Source organism: Rhodococcus sp. O3, from assembly GCF_048897285.1.
GTDB lineage: Bacteria > Actinomycetota > Actinomycetes > Mycobacteriales > Mycobacteriaceae > Rhodococcus.
Genome location: NZ_JBMBTE010000011.1, coordinates 60791 through 79510, shown reverse-complemented (window position 1 = coordinate 79510; position 18720 = coordinate 60791). Strand labels below are relative to the sequence as shown.

21 protein-coding genes and 1 tRNA gene are annotated in these 18720 nt (G+C 68.7%); 12 read left to right on the top strand and 10 right to left on the bottom strand.

What is annotated here, in order from left to right; translation table 11 throughout:
- Positions 1 to 109, top strand: a 109-nt coding sequence (locus tag ACN675_RS06005) for a zinc-ribbon domain-containing protein (RefSeq protein ID WP_420749994.1), incomplete at its 5' end; no start/stop codon positions are given.
- Positions 110 to 169: 60 nt separating this feature from the next.
- On the opposite strand, the gene ACN675_RS06000 is transcribed toward ACN675_RS06005, so the two are convergent.
- A complete protein-coding gene (locus tag ACN675_RS06000) occupies positions 170 to 1540 on the bottom strand; it encodes an MFS transporter (protein WP_420749989.1) in 1371 nt (456 codons plus the stop codon).
- Between the two features lie 192 nt (positions 1541 to 1732).
- Between ACN675_RS06000 and nhaA the strand changes: the two genes are divergently transcribed.
- Genes nhaA through ACN675_RS05985 form a run of 3 tightly spaced genes read left to right on the top strand, consistent with a single transcriptional unit; the run spans position 1733 to position 4407 of the window.
- Positions 1733 to 2956, top strand: coding sequence for a Na+/H+ antiporter NhaA (gene nhaA, locus ACN675_RS05995; protein WP_420749988.1), 1224 nt, complete (start codon positions 1733 to 1735; stop codon positions 2954 to 2956).
- Positions 2953 to 3453 (top strand): phage holin family protein, encoded by a 501-nt coding sequence (locus ACN675_RS05990; protein WP_420749987.1) that lies wholly within the window; start codon positions 2953 to 2955, stop codon positions 3451 to 3453. The genes nhaA and ACN675_RS05990 overlap by 4 nt, the downstream gene beginning before the upstream one ends.
- Positions 3454 to 3474: 21 nt before the next feature.
- Positions 3475 to 4407, top strand: coding sequence for an alpha/beta fold hydrolase (locus ACN675_RS05985; protein ID WP_420749986.1), 933 nt, complete (start codon positions 3475 to 3477; stop codon positions 4405 to 4407).
- Between the two features lie 51 nt (positions 4408 to 4458).
- Here ACN675_RS05985 and ACN675_RS05980 read toward each other — a convergent pair whose 3' ends face one another.
- Genes ACN675_RS05980 through nth form a run of 4 tightly spaced genes read right to left on the bottom strand, consistent with a single transcriptional unit; the run spans position 4459 to position 7805 of the window.
- Positions 4459 to 5649 (bottom strand): MarP family serine protease, encoded by a 1191-nt coding sequence (locus ACN675_RS05980; RefSeq protein WP_420749985.1) that lies wholly within the window; start codon positions 5647 to 5649, stop codon positions 4459 to 4461.
- Positions 5646 to 6344: an NUDIX hydrolase gene (locus ACN675_RS05975; protein ID WP_420749984.1), complete on the bottom strand. Its 699-nt coding sequence runs from the start codon at positions 6342 to 6344 to the stop codon at positions 5646 to 5648. Before ACN675_RS05975 ends, ACN675_RS05980 begins: the two co-directional genes overlap by 4 nt.
- On the bottom strand, positions 6341 to 7003 hold the full coding sequence (locus tag ACN675_RS05970; RefSeq protein ID WP_420749983.1) for a TlpA family protein disulfide reductase: 663 nt from the start codon (positions 7001 to 7003) through the stop codon (positions 6341 to 6343). The genes ACN675_RS05975 and ACN675_RS05970 overlap by 4 nt, the downstream gene beginning before the upstream one ends.
- 7 nt (positions 7004 to 7010) lie before the next feature.
- Entirely contained in the window at positions 7011 to 7805 is a 795-nt protein-coding gene (gene nth, locus ACN675_RS05965) for an endonuclease III (RefSeq protein ID WP_420749982.1), read from the bottom strand.
- A gap of 72 nt (positions 7806 to 7877) precedes the next feature.
- On the opposite strand from nth, the gene ACN675_RS05960 reads away from it, so the two are divergent.
- Together ACN675_RS05960 and ACN675_RS05955 are read left to right on the top strand one after the other, a co-directional pair.
- Positions 7878 to 8150, top strand: a complete 273-nt coding sequence (locus ACN675_RS05960) for a hypothetical protein (protein ID WP_420749981.1) — start codon at positions 7878 to 7880, stop codon at positions 8148 to 8150.
- Positions 8151 to 8340: 190 nt separating this feature from the next.
- Positions 8341 to 9015, top strand: coding sequence for a Crp/Fnr family transcriptional regulator (locus ACN675_RS05955; RefSeq protein WP_197256865.1), 675 nt, complete (start codon positions 8341 to 8343; stop codon positions 9013 to 9015).
- A gap of 81 nt (positions 9016 to 9096) precedes the next feature.
- Here the strand turns inward: ACN675_RS05955 and ACN675_RS05950 are convergent, their stop codons facing one another.
- From ACN675_RS05950 to ACN675_RS05940, 3 genes are read right to left on the bottom strand one after another with little or no spacing between them, the layout of a single operon-like run.
- Positions 9097 to 9885, bottom strand: coding sequence for an MBL fold metallo-hydrolase (locus tag ACN675_RS05950; RefSeq protein WP_420749980.1), 789 nt, complete (start codon positions 9883 to 9885; stop codon positions 9097 to 9099).
- 59 nt (positions 9886 to 9944) lie between these two features.
- Positions 9945 to 10409, bottom strand: coding sequence for a RidA family protein (locus ACN675_RS05945; RefSeq protein ID WP_420749979.1), 465 nt, complete (start codon positions 10407 to 10409; stop codon positions 9945 to 9947).
- Between the two features lie 5 nt (positions 10410 to 10414).
- Complete coding sequence (locus ACN675_RS05940) at positions 10415 to 10579, bottom strand: DUF4177 domain-containing protein (RefSeq protein WP_156665596.1); 165 nt, start codon at positions 10577 to 10579, stop codon at positions 10415 to 10417.
- A 77-nt stretch (positions 10580 to 10656) separates the two neighbouring features.
- Between ACN675_RS05940 and ACN675_RS05935 the strand changes: the two genes are divergently transcribed.
- Together ACN675_RS05935 and ACN675_RS05930 are read left to right on the top strand one after the other, a co-directional pair.
- Positions 10657 to 11670, top strand: a complete 1014-nt coding sequence (locus ACN675_RS05935) for an ArsA family ATPase (protein ID WP_420749978.1) — start codon at positions 10657 to 10659, stop codon at positions 11668 to 11670.
- On the top strand, positions 11667 to 12806 hold the full coding sequence (locus tag ACN675_RS05930) for an ArsA family ATPase (RefSeq protein ID WP_420749977.1): 1140 nt from the start codon (positions 11667 to 11669) through the stop codon (positions 12804 to 12806). Before ACN675_RS05935 ends, ACN675_RS05930 begins: the two co-directional genes overlap by 4 nt.
- Positions 12807 to 12858: 52 nt before the next feature.
- On the opposite strand, the gene ACN675_RS05925 is transcribed toward ACN675_RS05930, so the two are convergent.
- Positions 12859 to 13182 carry a WhiB family transcriptional regulator gene (locus ACN675_RS05925; RefSeq protein ID WP_068166357.1) on the bottom strand — a complete coding sequence of 108 codons (324 nt, stop codon included), beginning with the start codon at positions 13180 to 13182 and terminating at the stop codon, positions 12859 to 12861.
- 304 nt (positions 13183 to 13486) lie between these two features.
- On the opposite strand from ACN675_RS05925, the gene ACN675_RS05920 reads away from it, so the two are divergent.
- Positions 13487 to 15901, top strand: a complete 2415-nt coding sequence (locus ACN675_RS05920) for a penicillin-binding protein (protein WP_420749993.1) — start codon at positions 13487 to 13489, stop codon at positions 15899 to 15901.
- Between the two features lie 4 nt (positions 15902 to 15905).
- Here ACN675_RS05920 and ACN675_RS05915 read toward each other — a convergent pair whose 3' ends face one another.
- Positions 15906 to 16382: a GatB/YqeY domain-containing protein gene (locus ACN675_RS05915; protein WP_420749976.1), complete on the bottom strand. Its 477-nt coding sequence runs from the start codon at positions 16380 to 16382 to the stop codon at positions 15906 to 15908.
- Between the two features lie 66 nt (positions 16383 to 16448).
- Between ACN675_RS05915 and ACN675_RS05910 the strand changes: the two genes are divergently transcribed.
- From ACN675_RS05910 to ACN675_RS05900, 3 genes are all read left to right on the top strand, one after another.
- Positions 16449 to 17402, top strand: coding sequence for a metallophosphoesterase (locus ACN675_RS05910; protein WP_420749975.1), 954 nt, complete (start codon positions 16449 to 16451; stop codon positions 17400 to 17402).
- 54 nt (positions 17403 to 17456) lie between these two features.
- Positions 17457 to 17530 (top strand) — tRNA-Pro (locus tag ACN675_RS05905).
- 188 nt (positions 17531 to 17718) lie between these two features.
- The gene (locus ACN675_RS05900; protein WP_420749974.1) at positions 17719 to 18705 is read left to right on the top strand and encodes a hypothetical protein; all 987 of its coding nucleotides are present in this window, start codon (positions 17719 to 17721) and stop codon (positions 18703 to 18705) included.
- Positions 18706 to 18720: the final 15 nt, after the last annotated feature.

Here is an 18720-nt window from a genome sequence, read left to right as displayed (position 1 = left end):
CGCGGCTCCCGCACCGGCGGCGCAGGGCGCCCGGTTCTGCCCGACCTGCGGCACCGAGCGCCGCGGCACCGAGAACTTCTGTTCCAACTGCGGGCAGCGGATCGGATAGCCCCACAAGCACTTTCGGCCCCCGGTCCGCGCGGACCGGGGGCCGAAAGTGCATGGACGATCAGACCTCGTCGAGGGAGGCGTCCTTGGTCTCGCGCACCGCGAGCAACGCGACGAACGTCAGCACCGCGGCGACGAGCAGATACACACCCACCCAGCCGACGCCGTACGTCGTGGCGAGCCAGGTCGCGATGAAGGGGGCCACCGCCGCGCCGAGAATGCTGGACACGTTGTAGGCGATGCCCGATCCTGTGTAGCGCACGTTGGTGGGGAACAACTCCGGCAGGATCGCCGACTGCGGGCCGAACGTGAAACCCATCAGCAGCATTCCGAGGATCAGGAAGAACAGCATGCGCGCGGAGCTCATGGCGTCGCCGTCCAGCAGCAGCCCGAAGCACAGGCCGAACACCATCATCGTGCCGGTGACGACGAGCAGGGTGGACCGGCGCCCGTAGCGGTCGGCGAGGATGCCGGAGACCGGGATCGCCGCGGCGAAGAACAGCACGGCCACGAGTTGCAGGACCAGGAAGTCCGAGTACCGGAAGCCTGCGCCGGTGCCGCCCTGGGCGGGTGTCTTGCCGGTGCCGAAGCTCAGCACCCACGTGGTCATGATGTAGAAGAGCGTGTAGGTCGCGAGCATCACGAAGGTGCCGATGATCAGCTGCCGCCAGCTGCTCTTGAACACCTCGACGAGCGGGGTCTTCACCTTCTTGCCGTCGGCGACGGCCTTCGCGAAGACCGGGGTCTCCTCGAGCTTGAGGCGAACGTAGAGACCGATGATCACCATGACGGCGCTGAGCAGGAACGGCACGCGCCAGCCCCACTCGAGGAACGCGCTGGACAGATCCGGATCGGAATTGTCGTGGCCGAGCAGCAGCGTCATGATCAGGAACAGCCCGTTGGCGAAGACGAATCCGATCGGGGCACCGAGCTGCGGCCACATCGCGGCCCACGCGCGCTTGCCGGGCTTCGCGGTCTCGGTCGCGAGCAGTGCCGCGCCGGACCATTCACCGCCGAGGCCGATGCCCTGGCAGAAGCGCATCAGCGCAAGCAGCATGGGGGCGAGCAGACCCACCTGGTGGTAGGTCGGCAACACGCCGATGAGGAACGTCGCGATGCCCATGGTGAGCAGCGAACCCACCAGCGTCGCCTTGCGTCCGATGCGATCACCGAAGTGACCGAACAGCACGGAGCCGATCGGGCGCGCCACGAACGCGATACCGAAGGTCGCGAGGGAGGCCAGCAGCGCGGTCGTCTCGTTGCCCTTCGGGAAGAACAGGTGCGGGAAGACGGAGACCGCGGCGGTCGCATAGATGTAGAAGTCGTAGAACTCGATGGACGTGCCGATCAGGCTCGCGACGACGATCCGCCTGCGGGGTACTCCCGCGACCCTGTCGTCGTCGTGCCGGTCCACGTCGAGGGTAGTGCTCACAAAACTCGCTCCACTAGTCACATTGTGGGAGGCTCATCCCACTTAGTAGGAAATTGAACACCTAATTTCCTTAGCGAAGCAAATTGGCCGGTTGCGATCGAGACCTCGGTCACCGCTAGGATCAGCCCGAGGTGTGCCGGGAAGTCTGGTCGGCGAGTCACAGCCGTACCGATTTCCGAACGAGAGGGACCCGTGTCACAGACGTCCGATTCCGCATCCTGGAGCAGGGAACTCACCCGGTACCTCCGCACCGAGACCGTCGGCGGTTCGATCCTGCTCGTCGTCGCCGCCCTCGCGGTCGCGTGGGCGAACTCGCCCCTGTCGCCGTCCTACGAGGCGTTGCGGGACTTCACCGTCGGACCCGCGTCCCTCCACCTGAACCTCACCGTCGGCACCTGGGCCCAGGACGGCCTGCTCGCCGTGTTCTTCTTCATCGCCGGCCTCGAGCTCAAACGCGAACTCGTCGTCGGAGAACTGGCCGATCGGAAGAAGGCCCTGCTGCCGGTGCTCGCGGCGGTCGGCGGCGTCGTCCTGCCGGCCGTCATCGCCGCGACGATCGGCTGGGGAACCCCCGGCCTCGAACGCGCCTGGGCGATCCCGGTGGCCACCGACATCGCCTTCGCACTGGGTGTGCTCGCGTTGACCGGATCCCGAATCCCCACCAGCGCAAGGGTTTTCCTGCTCAGCCTTGCCGTGGTCGACGACCTCATCGGTATCGGGCTGATCGCGATCCTGTTCACGTCGTCGATCTCGCTGCTCTGGCTGGCCGCGACCGCGGCCTGTGCCGTCCTCTACTGGTACGCCCAGCACCGGCGCGTGACCACTCCCCTGCTGTATGTGCCGCTCGCCCTCCTGACCTGGTACGCCGTGCACCAGTCCGGGATCCACGCGACGATCGCCGGGGTGCTGCTCGGGTTGCTCACCCGCGTGCACACCGATCCGGGCGAATCCGCAGCGCCCGCCGAGCGATTGTCACATCGCATCCAGCCGTGGTCGGCCGGCCTGTGTGTGCCGATATTCGCGCTGTTCGCCTCCGGGGTACCGCTCGGCGCCGAAGCCCTCCGGGCGGTGTTCACGACGCCGGTCGGTCTGTCGATCGTGGTGGGGCTGCTCGCCGGCAAGATCGTCGGCATCTTCGGCACGTCGTGGATCGCGATCCGGCTCGGGATCGCGTCCCGCCCGACCGGACTGCACTGGAAGGATCTGTTCGCCCTGGCGACCCTCGGAGCCATCGGATTCACCGTCAGCCTGCTCATCGCCGAACTCTCGCTCGGGGACGGAGATCAGGCGGACACCGCGAAGGCCGCGGTTCTCGTCACATCATTGATCGCGTCGCTGCTGGGTTCGACGCTACTGTTACGGCGTGGGCGAGCCCACCGTCAACCGGACGAGACAATTGGAGGGGTCGACAAGTGAGCGTCACGAACGGGAATCGGAAGCCAAGCGACGGCGCACCGACAAGTATCTCGTCCATCCCGCTGACAGAAGTCGCCGCCCCGACTCCCAAGGACGCCAGCATCGGAGACCTGGTCCGTGACGCGACCGCGCAGGTGTCGACGCTGTTCCGCGCCGAGGTCGAACTCGCGAAGGCCGAGGTCACCGGAGAGGTCAAGAAGGGCCTGCAGGGCAGCCTGTTCTTCATCCTCGCGCTCGCGGTGCTGATCTTCAGCTCGTTCTTCTTCTTTTTCTTCCTCGCCGAACTGCTCGACGTGTGGGTCGCGCGATGGCTGGCGTTCCTCATCGTCTTCCTGATCATGGTGCTGGTGACGGCGATCTTCGCCCTGATCGGCTACATGCGGGTGCGCAAGGTGCGCGCACCGAACAAGACGATCGACTCGCTCAAGCAGGCCCGGTCCGTCCTGCCGCTGCACGAGGAGCCGTCCCCCGCCGGCGGTCCCCGGCACGCACGCTGAGCCGCAACCGTGCTCGAGGCAGTGTCTCTTCCCGATCCGTCCACGGTCCGGTATCCCGGGCCGTGGACGCATCGTGATGTCCACGCGAACGGAATCCGGCTGCACGCCGCCGAGATCGGTCCCACCGATCCCGACGCCCCGCTGGTCGTGTTCCTGCACGGCTTCGCCGACCTGTGGTGGACGTGGCGGCACCAGCTGACCGCGTTCGCCGACGCCGGCTTCCGGGCCGTCGCGGTGGACCTCCGCGGCTACGGCGACACCGACAAGCCACCTCGCGGTTACGACGGCTGGACGCTGGCCGCGGACATCGCCGGTCTCATCCGGGCGCTCGGGTACACCGATGCCGTTCTCGTCGGTCACGCCGACGGTGGCCTGGTGTGCTGGGCGACCGCGATCCTGCACCCGGGATCGGTGCGGGCGATCTCCGTCGTCGACTCGCCGCATCCGATCTCGCTGCGCGACGCCACCCTGCGCGACCGGGCCCAGCGGAAGGCGCTGCTGCCGACGTTCCTGGACTACCAGATTCCGTGGCGGCCCGAGCGGCTGCTCGTCCGCGACGACGGCGCCGAGATCGAACGCCTCCTGCGGGCCCGCTCGGGACCCGCCTGGCAGAGCTCCCCGGAGTTCGCGGAGGTGGCGGAGAAACTTCGCTCGGCGATCCGTATCCCGGGGGTCGCCCACTCGACCCTCGAATATCAGCGCTGGGCGTTCCGCAGCCAGTGGCGCCCCGACGGACGCCGCTTCATCAAGGCCGTGGACGTTCCGCTGACGCTGCCGATTCTGCAGCTGCACGGCACGCTGGATCCCTACGTCATGACCTCCACGGTGCGCCGCTGCTCGCGGTTCGCGCCCGGCCGCATCCTGAAGTTCGTGGACGACGCCGGCCACTACCCGCACCAGGAGCAGCCCGAGGTCGTCACCGGCATGCTGCTCGACTTCGTCACCGCGCTCTGAGATCAGCCCCTGCGGGGAGAGATCGGTCCCTGCGGGGATCGTCTCCGGGAATCAGACGATGCAGGCGCCGGTCTCGACCGCGGTGAACGATGCTCCGGCCAGCGCGAGCTGACGGCTCACCTCTTCGGCCGTGAGCGCGAAACCGGTGTCCGTGTCGTCGATGGCGGCACCGAAGACGACGCCGAGGACCCGGCCCTGCTCGTCGACGAGGGGGCCGCCGGAGTTGCCCTGCCGGATCGAACCGCGGACCGTGTACACCTCACGCTCGACGGTTCCGGCGCGGTAGATGTCGGGACCCTGCAGCTGCAGCGACTCGCGCACCCGCGCCGCGCTCGCCGTGTACGGCCCACCGCCGGGATACCCGAGGACGATCGCGCTGGTGCCGGACTCGGCGAGGTCCTCGGCGAAGACCAGCGGATCCGCGGTCAGACCGGGCACCGCGAGGATCGCGACGTCCACGGCAGGATCGAACAGCACGACCTCGGCCTCGAGCGGCCCGTCCTCGGTCTCCACCGTCACCGCCGTCGTTCCCGCGACGACGTGCGCGTTGGTCATGACCCGTTCGGGCGCGACCACGAACCCCGACCCCTCGAGCGCCTTCTGGCAGCTCGGCGCGATGCCGTTGATCCGCAGCACACTCGGGTGCAGGGCGAGCGGAACCGGGCTGTCGAGCAGCGCCCCGTCGGGCGGGTCGACCTCCGTGATCGGGGTGCGACCGAACGGCCCGATCACCTCCGGCAGCCCCGAAGTGTCCAGCAACGCCGAGAACTCCCGGGGGATGCTGCGCATCCAGTCCGGCGCCACGTCGTCGACCGTGCCGAGGACGGTGGAACCGCGAACCGCGGCGGACAACTGGGTTTGCGAGGTTGCCGTCAGCGGGATCGCGAGCAGCCACGCGGCGACGAGCACCGCACCGGCCTGCAGGACCGCCCCCACCACACTGTCCACACCGCGCGCGACAGGGCTGTGCATGCCGCTGCGGGCTGCCCGGCCGAGCACCATCCCCGCGACCTCGCCGATGATGACCAGCGCCACGATGAGCGCGACCCCGGCGAGCAACCGCGTGTTGCCCTCGTCGATGTGCACCAGCACGTGCGGGGCGATGAGGATTCCCGCGACCGCGCCGAGCACCACCCCGAAGAACGCGAGTGCCGACGCGACCGCTCCCTGGCGCAGTCCCGACGACACCGCGACCACGACCACCAGCACGATGATCAGGTCGATCCACCCGGATGGCGTCACGGTTCGACCACTCCTGCCTCCAGTTCGGCGAGCACGACGTCGAAGTCGCGCACGTCCCGGTGATCCCACTCGATTTCCCAGCCCGACACCGCGAACAGACCGGCGAGCACACCTGCGGTGAAGCCCCACACCAGCATGCCGTCGACCTGGAACGCCGGGCCCTGGTAGCCGCGCGAGTGCCGCACCTGGAATCGATTGTCCGGATCGAGCAGGTCCCGCAGCGGGACGCGGACCACGCGAGCCGCCTCACCCGGATCGACGACACCGATCGGGCTGGGCTGTTCCCAGTACGCGACCACCGGGGTGACGTCGAACCCGGACGGGGGGATGAAGATCTCCGGCAGCACGGCCAGCGGGCGCACCCCGGACGGTTCGAGCCCGGTTTCCTCCTGCGCCTCGCGCAGGGCGGTCCGGATCGGGCCGTCGTCGTCGGGGTCGGCGGCACCACCCGGGAACGCGACCTGACCGCTGTGCTGGCGCAGCGTCGGCGCGCGCTGGGTCAACAGGACGTCGGCGTCGGCGGGCAGTCCGCCGCGCGCGAGCGGGTCCGGGACCGGAGAGCCACCGAACAGCACGAGGACGGCGGCGGGCCGGACGTCGATGCCGCGCGGCGGCCGCCGATCCAGAATCGGGTTGACGCCGTGCGGGTCGCCCGGGCCGAGGGTGGCGACGCGCCGCAGCCAGTACGGGGTCACGCGCTCACCCCCAGGTGGGTCTCGACGGCGGCGGCGATCTCCTCGACGCTGCGGAACGGCTGCGGAAGCACCTTGGCGATCGAACCGTCGGGCCGGACCAGCACCGTCAACGGCAGCACCGGCGGTGCCGCGACCGCGGCCTGCACCCGCGCCGAGCCGTCCTGCACTCCGGGGAGCTGCACCCCGTACTCGACGAGCCGGGACAGCGCGTTGGCTTCGTTGGGGTCGGTGTGAACGGTGACGAGTGCGACGCGGTCGCCGGCGCGGCGCGCGTACTCCTGCAGCACGGGCAGTTCCTCGGCGCACGGTCCGCACCACCATGCCCACAGGTTGAGGATCGCAGGGCGACCGGCCAGGGCGGCCGCCAGATCCACGCCGCTGCCGTCACCGACACATTCGAACGTCATTCCCGTGAGCGGTCCGGCGGGTTCGGCCCCGGTCGGTGCCGGGCACGGCTGCAGATTCGCCTCGGTCCGCAACGGTGCCAGCGCCTGCGCGTCGTCCTGGGCCCGCCGGTCGACGGGCGCGGCGGTGCCGGTCGGCATGCCGGAACCGCCCGGATCCGGGGTCTCGGTATCGCGGGGCCAGATCGCCACGATGAGGGCGACGACGACGACGAGGACAGCGAGGCTCCACCGCCCCGCACTGGTCGATCTCATGCCCAGGTCACCGCCCGGCCAGTTCGAGCAGGTGCTCCGTCTCGGGACCCTTCACGAGCGCGGCGGCGGTCGCCGGGTCGGTGGGGCCGATGCCGTAGGACGGGCAGTCCTTGGCGAGCACACACACGCCGCAGGCGGGTTTGCGGGCGTGGCACACCCGGCGCCCGTGGAAGATCACGCGGTGCGAGAGCAGGGTCCATTCCTTGCGTTCGATGAGGGCACCGACGGCGTGTTCGATCTTCACCGGGTCGGTTTCCTCCGTCCACTTCCAGCGGCTCACCAGGCGGGCGAAGTGCGTGTCGACGGTGATACCCGGCACATCGAACGCGTTGCCGAGGATCACGTTGGCGGTCTTGCGACCGATGCCCGGCAGGGTCACCAGATCCTCCAGCCGGCCCGGGACCTCGCCGTCGAACCGCTCGAGCAGGGCCTGGCCGAGCCCGATCAGCGAGTTCGCCTTGTTGCGGTAGAACCCCGTGGACCGGATGTACTCCTCGAGTTCGGTGCGCTCGGCCTCCGCGTAGGCGCGGGCGTCCGGGTAACGGGCGAACAACGCCGGGGTGACCTGGTTGACCCGCACATCGGTGCACTGCGCCGACAGGATCGTCGCGACCGCCAACTCGAGCGGAGTGGTGAAGTCCAGCTCGCAGTACACGTGGGGAAAAGCCTCCGCGAGCTGCCGATTCATGCGCCGCGCCCGCCGCACCAGCGCAAGCCGCGATTCCGGTTTGCGGGCACGTGCGGACGCGCGAGAACGCCTCGCCTCAGGGGTCTCGGACGGGGTCGCTTGCACCTGAACCACTGTACGTAAACGGACGGACACCACTCCGCGACCGTGTCGCTTCTGAGACCTTTCCCGTGTTTACTTCCCGATATGCAAGCTCTTGCCGTCGTGCTCTTCCCGGTGCTCCTGATGCTGTTCGCACTGGCCATGGAGCGGGTCGAGTCGCGCTTGAGTCGTCTGTCGGTCCGCGAGCAGGAGGTCGAGGACTTCCTCAGCCGGGCCGGACACGAGGACGTCGCGACCCTGGCCAGGGAGGGTTTCCCCCACGCTCTCGCTCGCCTGCACCGGCGCCGCCGGAACAGCGGCGTGGAACACGTGGTGGAGGATTCCCCGCTCGACGCGGACGCCCGACGAGCAAGCTGAGGACGTGACCGGCCGGTAGTATCGGACACCGCAGAAGCGACACACGACGAGTTGTTCGTGGTGTCGGTCACTCGCGCGTAATGCAAGCACAGTAGACTTTGCAAACGTACGCCTTGCAGGTGACCTGCCCGGGATGCCAGTAGACGTGCAAACCGGCACACGACGATGAGATTTCCCAAAAGGAGTGCACGTGGACGACGTCCTGGCCAGAGCAGGCATCTTCCAAGGAGTCGAGCCCTCCGCGGTGGCGGCGCTGATCAAGGAGCTTCAGCCTGTCGACTTCCCCCGCGGACACGTCATCTTCAACGAAGGTGAACCCGGCGACCGCCTGTACATCATCGTCTCCGGCAAGGTGAAGATCGGCCGCCGCTCGCCGGACGGACGCGAGAACCTGCTCACGATCATGGGCCCGTCGGACATGTTCGGTGAGCTGTCGATCTTCGACCCGGGTCCGCGGACCTCCACCGCCACCACCGTCACCGAGGTTCGTGCCGTGAGCATGGACCGCGAGGCACTCAAGGCGTGGATCGATCAGCGCCCCGAGATCGCCGAGCAGCTGCTGCGCGTGCTCGCCCGCCGCCTGCGCCGCACCAACAACAACCTCGCCGACCTGATCTTCACGGACGTTCCGGGTCGTGTCGCCAAGGCCCTGCTGCAGCTCGCGCAGCGGTTCGGCACCCAGGAGGCCGGCGCCCTGCGCGTCACCCACGACCTCACGCAGGAAGAGATCGCGCAGCTCGTCGGCGCGTCCCGCGAGACCGTGAACAAGGCGCTCGCCGACTTCGCGCACCGCGGCTGGCTGCGCCTCGAGGGCAAGTCCGTGCTGATCTCGGACTCCGAGCGTCTCGCACGCCGCGCTCGCTAGAACCTGTCGCGAAAGGCCGGGTCGTCGTCGACGGCCCGGCCTTCGTCGTTTCCGGGATCCGGATTTCCCGGACCCGCCTGCTCAGGCGAAGCTGCGCAGGTATTCGAGCTGCACGTTGACGGATTTCTCGGCGGCGCCCCACAACGACCGGTCGACATCGGCGTAGACGTGTTCGACGACGCTACGCGGTGTCGCGTCGTCGCCGAGCACGCGCAGCGCCGCACGGACCTGCTCGAGCCGCTCCTCGCGATGCGCGAGATAGGCGCGGGCGATCGGCTCGAGATCCGGGTGGTCGGGGCCGTGGCCGGGCAGCATCGTGTAGCCGGATCCCAGGTCGATCAGCCGCCGCAGCGAACCGAGGTAGTCGCCGAGGTCGCCGTCGGTGTCGTCGAGGACCGTGGTGCCGCGACCGAGGATGGTGTCGGCGGTCAGGACGCTGCGGTCGTCCTCGAGCACGAACGACAGCGAGTCCGCGGTGTGACCGGGGGTCGCGAGCACACGGATCCGCAGCCCTGCAGCCTCGATGACCTCACCGTGCTCGAGTCCGCGGCCACCGCCGTGCCGGTGCGTGGGGTCGACGGCGCAGACCGGATTTCCGGTCAGCTCCGCGAACCGGGCCGCGCCCTCGGTGTGGTCGATGTGCCGGTGGCTGATCAAGGTCAAGGCGACCGGAACCTGCGCGATACGCTCGAGGTGGGCTTCGTCGAGGGGACCCGGGTCCACCACGACGCATTCGTCGCTGCCCGGCGCCCGCAGAATCCACGTGTTGGTGCCCTCGAGGGACATCACCGACGGATTCTCGGCCAGGATCACGGCCGCATTCGGCGTGACCTGGCGCAACTGCGCGTAGGCGGGGTGAACCAGCGCCATGCTCGGCCTCTTTCGTGACGACGGTGCGATTCACCCCACTCTACGGTCAGCGTTCGGGGTCAGCGCACCTCGGCGATCACTTCGACCTCGACGGGTGCGGCCAGCGGCAGTTCCGCCACACCGACCGCCGAACGGGCGTGCACGCCGGCATCCCCGAAGACCTCGCCGAGGAACTCCGACGCGCCGTTGACGACGCCGGGCTGCCCGGTGAAACCCTCGGCGGACGCGACGAACCCGACGACCTTCACGATGCGGACCACGTTGTCGAGTCCGACGAGCGCGTCGATCGCGGCCAGCGCGTTCAGCGCGGCGATGCGGGCCGCGGCCTTCGCGTCTTCCGCGGTGACGGCGTCGCCGACCTTGCCGGTCAGTTCGAGTTTGCCGTCGACGAACGGGAGCTGACCCGAGGTGTAGACGTGGTCGCCGGTGCGCACCGCAGGCACGTAGGCAGCGACCGGCGCGGCGACCGGGGGCAGCTCGATGCCGAGTTCGGCGAGCCGGGAGGTCCAGTTCTGTTCGGTCACCTGTGTCAGCCCTTCGGTCGCTTCAGGTAGGCGACGTGCTGCTCACCGGTCGGGCCCTGCAGCACCGTCACCAGCTCCCAGCCGTCGGCACCCCAGGTGTCGAGGATCTGCTTCGTCGCGTGGGTGAGCAGCGGTACGGTCGCGTACTCCCAGGTGGTCAATTCGCTCATGTGATTCTCCTCTGTCAGAGCTGCGCTCTGACCCTATCCGGCGCATTCAGGGGTCGGTCACTTATAGGCTCACCCTCGTGGCAACACCGACAGCACAGCCCGGCCTCTGGCCGGCGAAGGCCGCGAATGCGCGGCTGCACTTCGTGTCCGGCAAGGGCGGCACCGGGAAGTCGACGGTCGCGGCAGCCCTGGCGCTCGCTCTCGCGGCCGAGGGCCGCAAGGTACTGCTGGTGGAGGTGGAGGGCAGGCAGGGCATCGCCCAGCTGTTCGACGTGCCACCGTTGCCCCCGGTGGAGACGAAGGTCGCGACCGCCGACGGCGGCGGCGTCGTGATGGCCCTGGCCATCGACATCGAAGCGGCCTTCCTCGAATACCTCGACATGTTCTACAACCTGGGCTTCGCGGGACGGGCGATGCGCCGGATCGGTGCTGTCGAATTCGCGACGACCCTGGCACCGGGCCTGCGGGACGTCATCCTCACCGGCAAGATCAAGGAGTGCGTGGTGCGTTCCGACGCACGCGGGGGCAGGGTGTACGACGCGGTGGTGGTGGATTCTCCGCCGACCGGCCGCATCGGCAGCTTCCTCGACGTGACGAAGGCGATGGCCGATCTGGCGAAGTCCGGCCCGATCCGCTCGCAGAGCGAAGGCGTGGTGCGGCTGCTGCATTCCGACGACACCGTCGTGCACCTGGTGACGCTGCTCGAGGCGCTGCCGGTGCAGGAAACCTCCGACGCCGTCGAGGAACTGCAGGCCGCGGACCTGCGGCTCGGCACGGTGATCGTCAACCGCACGGTGCCCGAGTACCTGCCCGGTGAACTCGTCGACGACGTCGCGAAAGGGCGCATCGACAGCGAATCGGTGCGTGCCGCGTTCGACCGGGTCGGGCTGAAGGTCTCCGAGCCCGACTTCGCGGGACTGCTCACCGAGACGATCGAGCATGCTTCGACCCTGAAGGCGCAGCAGGACAGCGCCGCCCAACTCGACGACGTGAAGGTGGCACGGATGACGCTCCCGGCGCTGGCCGACGGTGTCGATCTCGGCGGGCTCTACGAGCTCGCCGAGATCCTCGGCGAACAGGGTGTCCGGTGAGCGCCCCGCACGCGCGCGCCGGCGCGGTCCTGGACATCGGGCGGATTCTCGCCGACCCGAGCTCCCGGGTCATCGTGTGCTGCGGTTCCGGGGGTGTCGGCAAGACGACGACCGCGGCGGCACTCGCGTTGCGGGCGGCCGAGCGCGGCCGGAAGGTCGTGGTGCTGACGATCGACCCGGCCCGACGGCTCGCGCAGGCGCTCGGAGTGGAGGCCCTGGACAACAGTCCGCAGCCGGTGAAACTGGGCGCGGAGGCGTCGGGTGAGCTGCACGCGATGATGCTGAACATGCGCCGCACCTTCGACGACATGGTGCTCGAGCATTCCACGCCCGAGAAGGCCCAGCAGATTCTCGACAACCCGTTCTATCAGACGGTGGCGTCGTCGTTCTCCGGCACGCAGGAGTACATGGCGATGGAGAAACTGGGTCAGCTCGCGGCGAGCGACGCGTGGGACCTCATCGTGGTGGACACCCCGCCGTCGCGGAACGCGCTGGACTTCCTGGACGCGCCCCAGCGGCTGGGTTCGTTCCTCGACGGCCGCATGATCCGGATGTTCACCGCGCCGGGCCGTGGGATCGGCCGCCTGGTGACCGGCGCCATGGGGCTCGCGCTGAAGGCGGTGTCGACGATCGTGGGCAGCCAGATGCTGTCCGACGCGTCGGCGTTCGTGCAGTCCCTCGATTCGATGTTCGGGGGATTCCGCGAACGCGCGAACCGCACGTATCAGCTGCTCCAGCAGCCCGGGACGCACTTCGTCGTCGTGGCGGCGCCCGAACCGGACGCGCTGCGTGAGGCGTCGTTCTTCGTCGAACGCCTGAGCACGGACGGGATGCCCCTGGCCGGGCTCGTTCTCAACCGGACGCATCCGACGCTGTCGACGCTGTCTGCCGATCATGCGTCGACAGCGGCCGATGCTCTCGCCGAGGAGGAACGCGAGGACAGTCAGCCCGCCGAGGCGGTGCTGCGCATCCACGCCCATCGGGCGGTGACCGCGAAACGGGAACTGCACCTGCTGGGCAGGTTCACCGCTGCGCATCCCCGGGTACCGCTGGTCGGGGTGCCGTCGCTGCCGTTCGAGGTGTCCGATCTCGAGGCACTGAGGGCCGTCGGAGACCAGCTGACCCGCGAGGTCTGACCCGCGGGTCCACTGGTCGTCGAGATGGTCGACTGTGCCGGGAGGTCTCTACCTATACGGCGTTCTGGTGCTGACGCTGCGCTTCGAAGAAGTCGGCCCAGGACTCGACCTCGGGGTGCTGCTTGAGCAGTGCGCGTCGCTGTCGTTCGGTCATGCCTCCCCACACACCGAACTCGACACGATTGTCGAGGGCATCCGCACCGCACTGCAGCATCACCGGGCAGTGCCGGCAGATGACCGCAGCCTTGCGCTGGGCTGCGCCTCGAACGAACAACTGGTCGGGATCCACTTCTCGGCACCGCGCCTGGGTCACCCAGGCGATTCGTGCCTCTGCTTGGTCTACGTCGAGCCGGGCCATCGGAGTCGCCATGTGCATTCAGTTGCCCCTTCACTCTCCGAACACCGTGTTGCGGAGTTCCGGAAGTTCGCGCAAACCCGCCGTGCCGCTCAGTACGCTCAGTAGCTGCGTAGCATCAGTAGGCAGCGCCACATTCCTATTGAGGTGTTACCTGCATCACACTGATGTCTCAATCTAGGTAAAGACTCCCCAGCGCGCAAGGCGAACAAACACTTTTCTGGTACGCCCGTCCATACCTGCACGTCGGAGGCTTTTCGCCGCTGCCGAAGCATCGAATCGGCGGGGCGCAACGTAGGGTGTAGCCGTGTCGATCCGAAATACGGTGGCGAAGCTCGCCGGTTGCACGGCCCTCGGCGGCGTCCTTCTCGCGGGAATGCTGTTCCCGGCCGCAGGTGGTTTCGGCTACGTCTCGAACCGGGCCGCGGACACCGTGGACAACAGCTCCGCCGAACTCGTCGAAGGTGTCGTACCTGCGGTGACGACCATGGTCGACGCCGCCGGTAACCCCATCGCCTGGCTGTACGACCAGCGTCGCTTCGAAGTGCCGAGCGACCGCATCTCCAACGAGATGAAGCTCGCGATCGTCTCGATCGAGGACAAGCGCTTCCCCGAACACCAGGGTGTGGACTGGCAGGGCACGATCCGCGCGTTCCTCACGAACACCACCAGCGGCCAGGTCGAGCAGGGTGCGTCCACCATCGACCAGCAGTATGTGAAGAACTACCTGCTGCACGTCGTCGCCAAGACCGACGCCGAGCGGCGCGCGGCCATCGAGACGACCCCGGCCCGCAAGATCCGCGAGATCCGGATGGCGCTCACCCTCGACGAGGAACTGACGAAGGACGAGATCCTCACCCGGTACCTGAACCTGGTGCCGTTCGGCAACGGATCGTTCGGCATCCAGGACGCGGCCCAGACCTACTTCGGGATCGACGCGAAGGACCTGAACATCCCCCAGTCCGCGATGCTCGCGGGCATGGTGCAGTCCAGCTCCGCACTGAACCCGTACACGAACGCGGACGGCGTGCTCGAACGCCGCAACGTCGTGCTCGACACGATGATCCAGAACATCCCGGAACGGGCCGACGAGATCCGCGCCGCGAAGAACGAGCCGCTCGGCGTCCTGCCCGAGCCGAACACCCTGCCGCGCGGCTGCATCGCCGCCGGCGACCGCGGATTCTTCTGTGACTACGCGCTGCGCTATCTCGAGAACTCCGGGCTCTCCCGCGAGCAGATCGACAAGGGTGGTTACCTGATCCGCACGACCCTCGACCCCGAGGTGCAGGCGTCGGTCAAGTCGTCGCTCGACAGGTTCACCAGCCCCACGGTCGACGACATCGCCACGGTGATGAACGTCGTCCAGCCCGGGCAGGATTCGCATCGCGTCCTCGCGATGGGGTCGAGCCGCGTCTACGGCCTCAACGGAGAGGCGAACGAGACCGTGCAGCCGCAGCCCTACTCCCTCGCCGGTCACGGCGCCGGATCGATCTTCAAGATCTTCACGGTCGCCGCCGCGATGGAGAAAGGCCTCGGCACCAGCGCAGTCCTCGACGTACCCGCCCGGTACAACGCGCGCGGTCTCGGTGACGGCGGCGCCCGGGGTTGTCCCCCCTTGACGTACTGCGTCGAGAACGCCGGCCCCTACGCGCCGCGGCTGTCGGTGACCGACGCGCTCGCGCAATCCCCGAACACCGCCTTCGTCAAGCTGATCGAGGCGACGGGTGTCGACCCGGTCGTCGACATGTCGGTCCGGCTGGGGCTGCGCTCGTACGCACAGCCGAACACCTCCGGCTTCGGCGAGCAGAGCATGGCCGACATGCAGAAGGACCAGCACCTCGGCTCGTACACGCTCGGCCCGACCTGGATCAACCCGCTCGAGCTGTCGAACGTGGCCGCGACGCTGGCCTCGCACGGCAAGTGGTGCCCGCCATCGCCGATCGACAGCGTGTTCGACCGCGAGGGCAAGCCGGTGCCGATCACTCAGCAGGCCTGCGAGCAGGTCGTCGAACCGGGACTCGCCGACACCCTGGCCAACGCCCTGAGCAAGGACATCGCAGGCGGCGGCACCGCGTCCGGCGCGGCCGGTTCGGTCGGCTGGACCCTGCCGATGTCCGCGAAGACCGGAACCACCGAGTCGCACATGTCGTCGGCGTTCCTCGGATTCACCAACCACTTCGCGGGCGCCGTGTACACCTACGGTGACTCCCCCACCCCCGGTGAAATCTGCTCCGGCCCGGTGCGGCCGTGCTACAACGGCAACCTGTACGGCGGTACCGAACCGGCACGGACCTGGTTCACCGCGATGCTGCCCGTCGCCGGGAAGTTCGGGCCGATCGAACTGCCCCCGGTCGACCAGAAGTACGTGCGCGGCGCGGGCAACGCCCAGGTCCCCGACGTGACGGGCCTGAGCCGCCAGCAGGCCGTCTCGCGACTGCAGGACGCCGGATTCACGGTCACCGAACTGAACGTCAAGGGCGAGCAACGCGCCGGCACCGTCGTCAACAGCGCGCCCTCCGGGTCCGCCGTGCCCGGCTCCACGATCACGCTCTACATCAGCGACGGGACCGTCCGGGCCGCGCCGACCACCACGGCCACGCCGGCCCGGCCGAGCGGAAGCCAGGTTCCGGACACGACCGCGCCGAGCTCGCCCGCACCGATTCCGGGCCGCTCGCCCGAGCCTCCGGAGTCCGAGTCGGAGTCGCCGACCTCGGGCGACAACGAGGCCGGCGACAACTGATCGTCTAGAGCCGCGATCGGACCGCCGCGGAAAGCCGCTTGCCGTCGGCTTTCCCGGCGGCGATCGCGGTCGCGACCTTCATGACCTGCCCCATGTTCTTCGGACCCGGCCGCTCGCCGAGTTCGTCGGCGACGCGGCCGATCGCAGTGTCGACGACGTCGACGAGTTCGGCGTCGGTGAGCGGGGTCGGCAGGTACTCGTCGATGATCCGAGCCTCCGCGTGCTCCTTCGCCGCGAGTTCACCTCGACCGTTCTCGGTGTAGACCTCGGCCGCCTCGCCGCGCTTCTTGGATTCGCGAGCGAGAACCTTCACGACCTCCTCGTCGGTGAGCTCGCGCGCTTCCTTCCCGGCGACCTCCTCCGTCTGGATGGCGGCGAGCAGCATCCGCAGGGTCGCCGTGCGGAGCGGATCCTTGTCCTTCATCGCCGCGGTGAGGTCGGATCGGATAGTGGACTTGAGGGACTGTGAGGTCTCGGACATGCTCCGAACGCTACGCGGCGAGGATGAAGACCGTGCACAGTCGAGGCCCGGCGGTACGCTGGATGCGTGTCTGACCACTCCGCACTCTTCCGCGCAGCCGCCGGTGCCGCCGGCGCGGCCGCCCTCGGACTCGGCTACGCCACCCTGATCGAACGCAACGCGTTCGCGTTGCGAGAGGTGACGATGCCGGTCCTCGAGCCCGGCACGTCGACGCTGCGCGTGCTTCACCTCAGCGATCTGCACATGATGCCGAACCAGCGGCTCAAGCAGAACTGGCTGCGCGAACTCGACCGGCTGGAACCGGATCTCGTGGTCAACACCGGCGACAACCTGTCGCATCCGAAGGCCGTGCCGGCCGTCGTGCAGGCGATGGGCGGTCTGCTCGCCCGTCCCGGCCTGTTCGTGTTCGGCAGCAACGACTACTTCGCGCCCGTGCTGAAGAACCCGTTGAAGTACTTCGACAAGAACCACCAGCGCGTGTACGGCGCGCCCCTGCCGTGGGGCGACCTGCGCGCGGCGTTCAGCGAACGCGGCTGGCACGACATGACGCATGTGCGGCGTGAGTTCGAGGTCGCGGGCGTGCGCATCGCCGCGGCCGGCGTCGACGATCCGCACCTCGAGCGGGACCGGTACGACACGATCGCCGGTCAGCCCAATCCCCTCGCCGACCTGAAGCTGGGCCTGACGCATTCGCCCGAGCCGCGGGTGCTCGATCGTTTCGCCGACGACGGCTACGACCTCGTGCTGGCGGGCCACACCCACGGCGGGCAGCTGTGCCTGCCGTTCTTCGGCGCTCTCGTGACCAACTGCCAGATCGATCGGTCGCGGGTGAAGGGACCGTCGCGTTGGGGAGCCCACACGCGGCTGCACGTGTCGGCCGGCATCGGTACGTCGCCGTTCGCTCCGGCCCGGTTCTGCTGCCGACCGGAGGCGACGCTGCTGACGCTCGTCCCGGCCCCGCGCAACGAGGCTCTCGCCGCCGCCGACCGCGCCGCAGAAAGCGCGATTTCTCCCCGTTGACCAGGCGATTTAATCTTCCGAGGAATGGTGCTGTAATCTATCTGAGGTTCAACACGGGGTGTGGCGCAGCTTGGTAGCGCGCTTCGTTCGGGACGAAGAGGTCGTGGGTTCGAATCCCGCCACCCCGACTCGTGAAGCACCATCGAAGGCCCTTCCGCAGCGCGGAAGGGCCTTCGGCGTTTCGTCCTCCGGCCACACCCGCCGAGCGGGCGGACACACGCGCGCTGCCCGCACCGCGCGTGTGTCTATGCGGTGTGCGGAGCCCGACATCACCTTGCCAAGGAATTCTCACAATCGGCCTGTACCGTGGCCGAACGTGCTTTCACGTGTTGTCTCCATCCTCATCGCGGCCGGCTTGGTCCTCCTCGCAACAGGCTCCACATTCGCCTATCTCGATGCACCGTCGACGACGGTGACCGTGGCCGAGTCCCCGCAGCCGGCGGCCGACTCCGATGACGGCGTCGACGCGGCCCGCTCCCGTCTGCAGCGTGCCGGACTGCCCCTGTCGATGCTCGACGGCGGCGTCGGGCAGCTCACCGACGGCAGCCGTCAGCTCGACGACGGCGCGCGTCAGCTCTCGGACGGTCTCCGGCAGGCGCGAGAGGGCGGGGAACAGCTCGCGACCGGGCTGGATCAGCTCGACGGTGGGGTGGCCGAACTCGGCGACGGCGCGACGCAGATCAGCGGCGGAGTCGACGAGGTGGTCGGCCGGCTCACCGGGTTCGGCGCGATGCAGGGAACGGTGACCGAGCAACTCACCACCGTCGCCGACACCCTCGGATCCTCCCCCGACCCGGTGTCTCAGAACGCCGCCGGACAGTTGCGCACCCTCGTCGACACCCTGAACACCCAGGGCCTCGGCCAGGACACCCTCGACCAGCTCGGCCTGCTCCGCGACGGCGCCCGGCAACTCGCCTACGAACTCACCGATCCCGACGCCCGGTTCGTGGCGGGGATGTCGCAGGCCGCCGGCGGAGCCGCACAGCTCCGCGACGGCCTCGTGCTGCTCGACGACGGCGGACGGGCGCTGTCGGACGGCACGGGACAACTCGTCGACGGTGTGGAACCGGTGGCCGGTGTGGTCGCGGGGATCGCGGACAACGTCAAATCGGCGACGGACGCGCTGCCGCGTGTCACCGGTGCCCAGGTGGAGCCGACGGCGGCGACCACCACGACGACAGGTCGGCAGTGGTGGCCGTACGCGTTGATCGCTCTCGGCACCGCTGCGCTGGTCGCGGCGGCACTGTGGACCCGTATCCCGGGTGTCCGGTCGCGTCAGGACGCCGCGGTGTCGGAAGGCTGACGCGACACGGCGCCG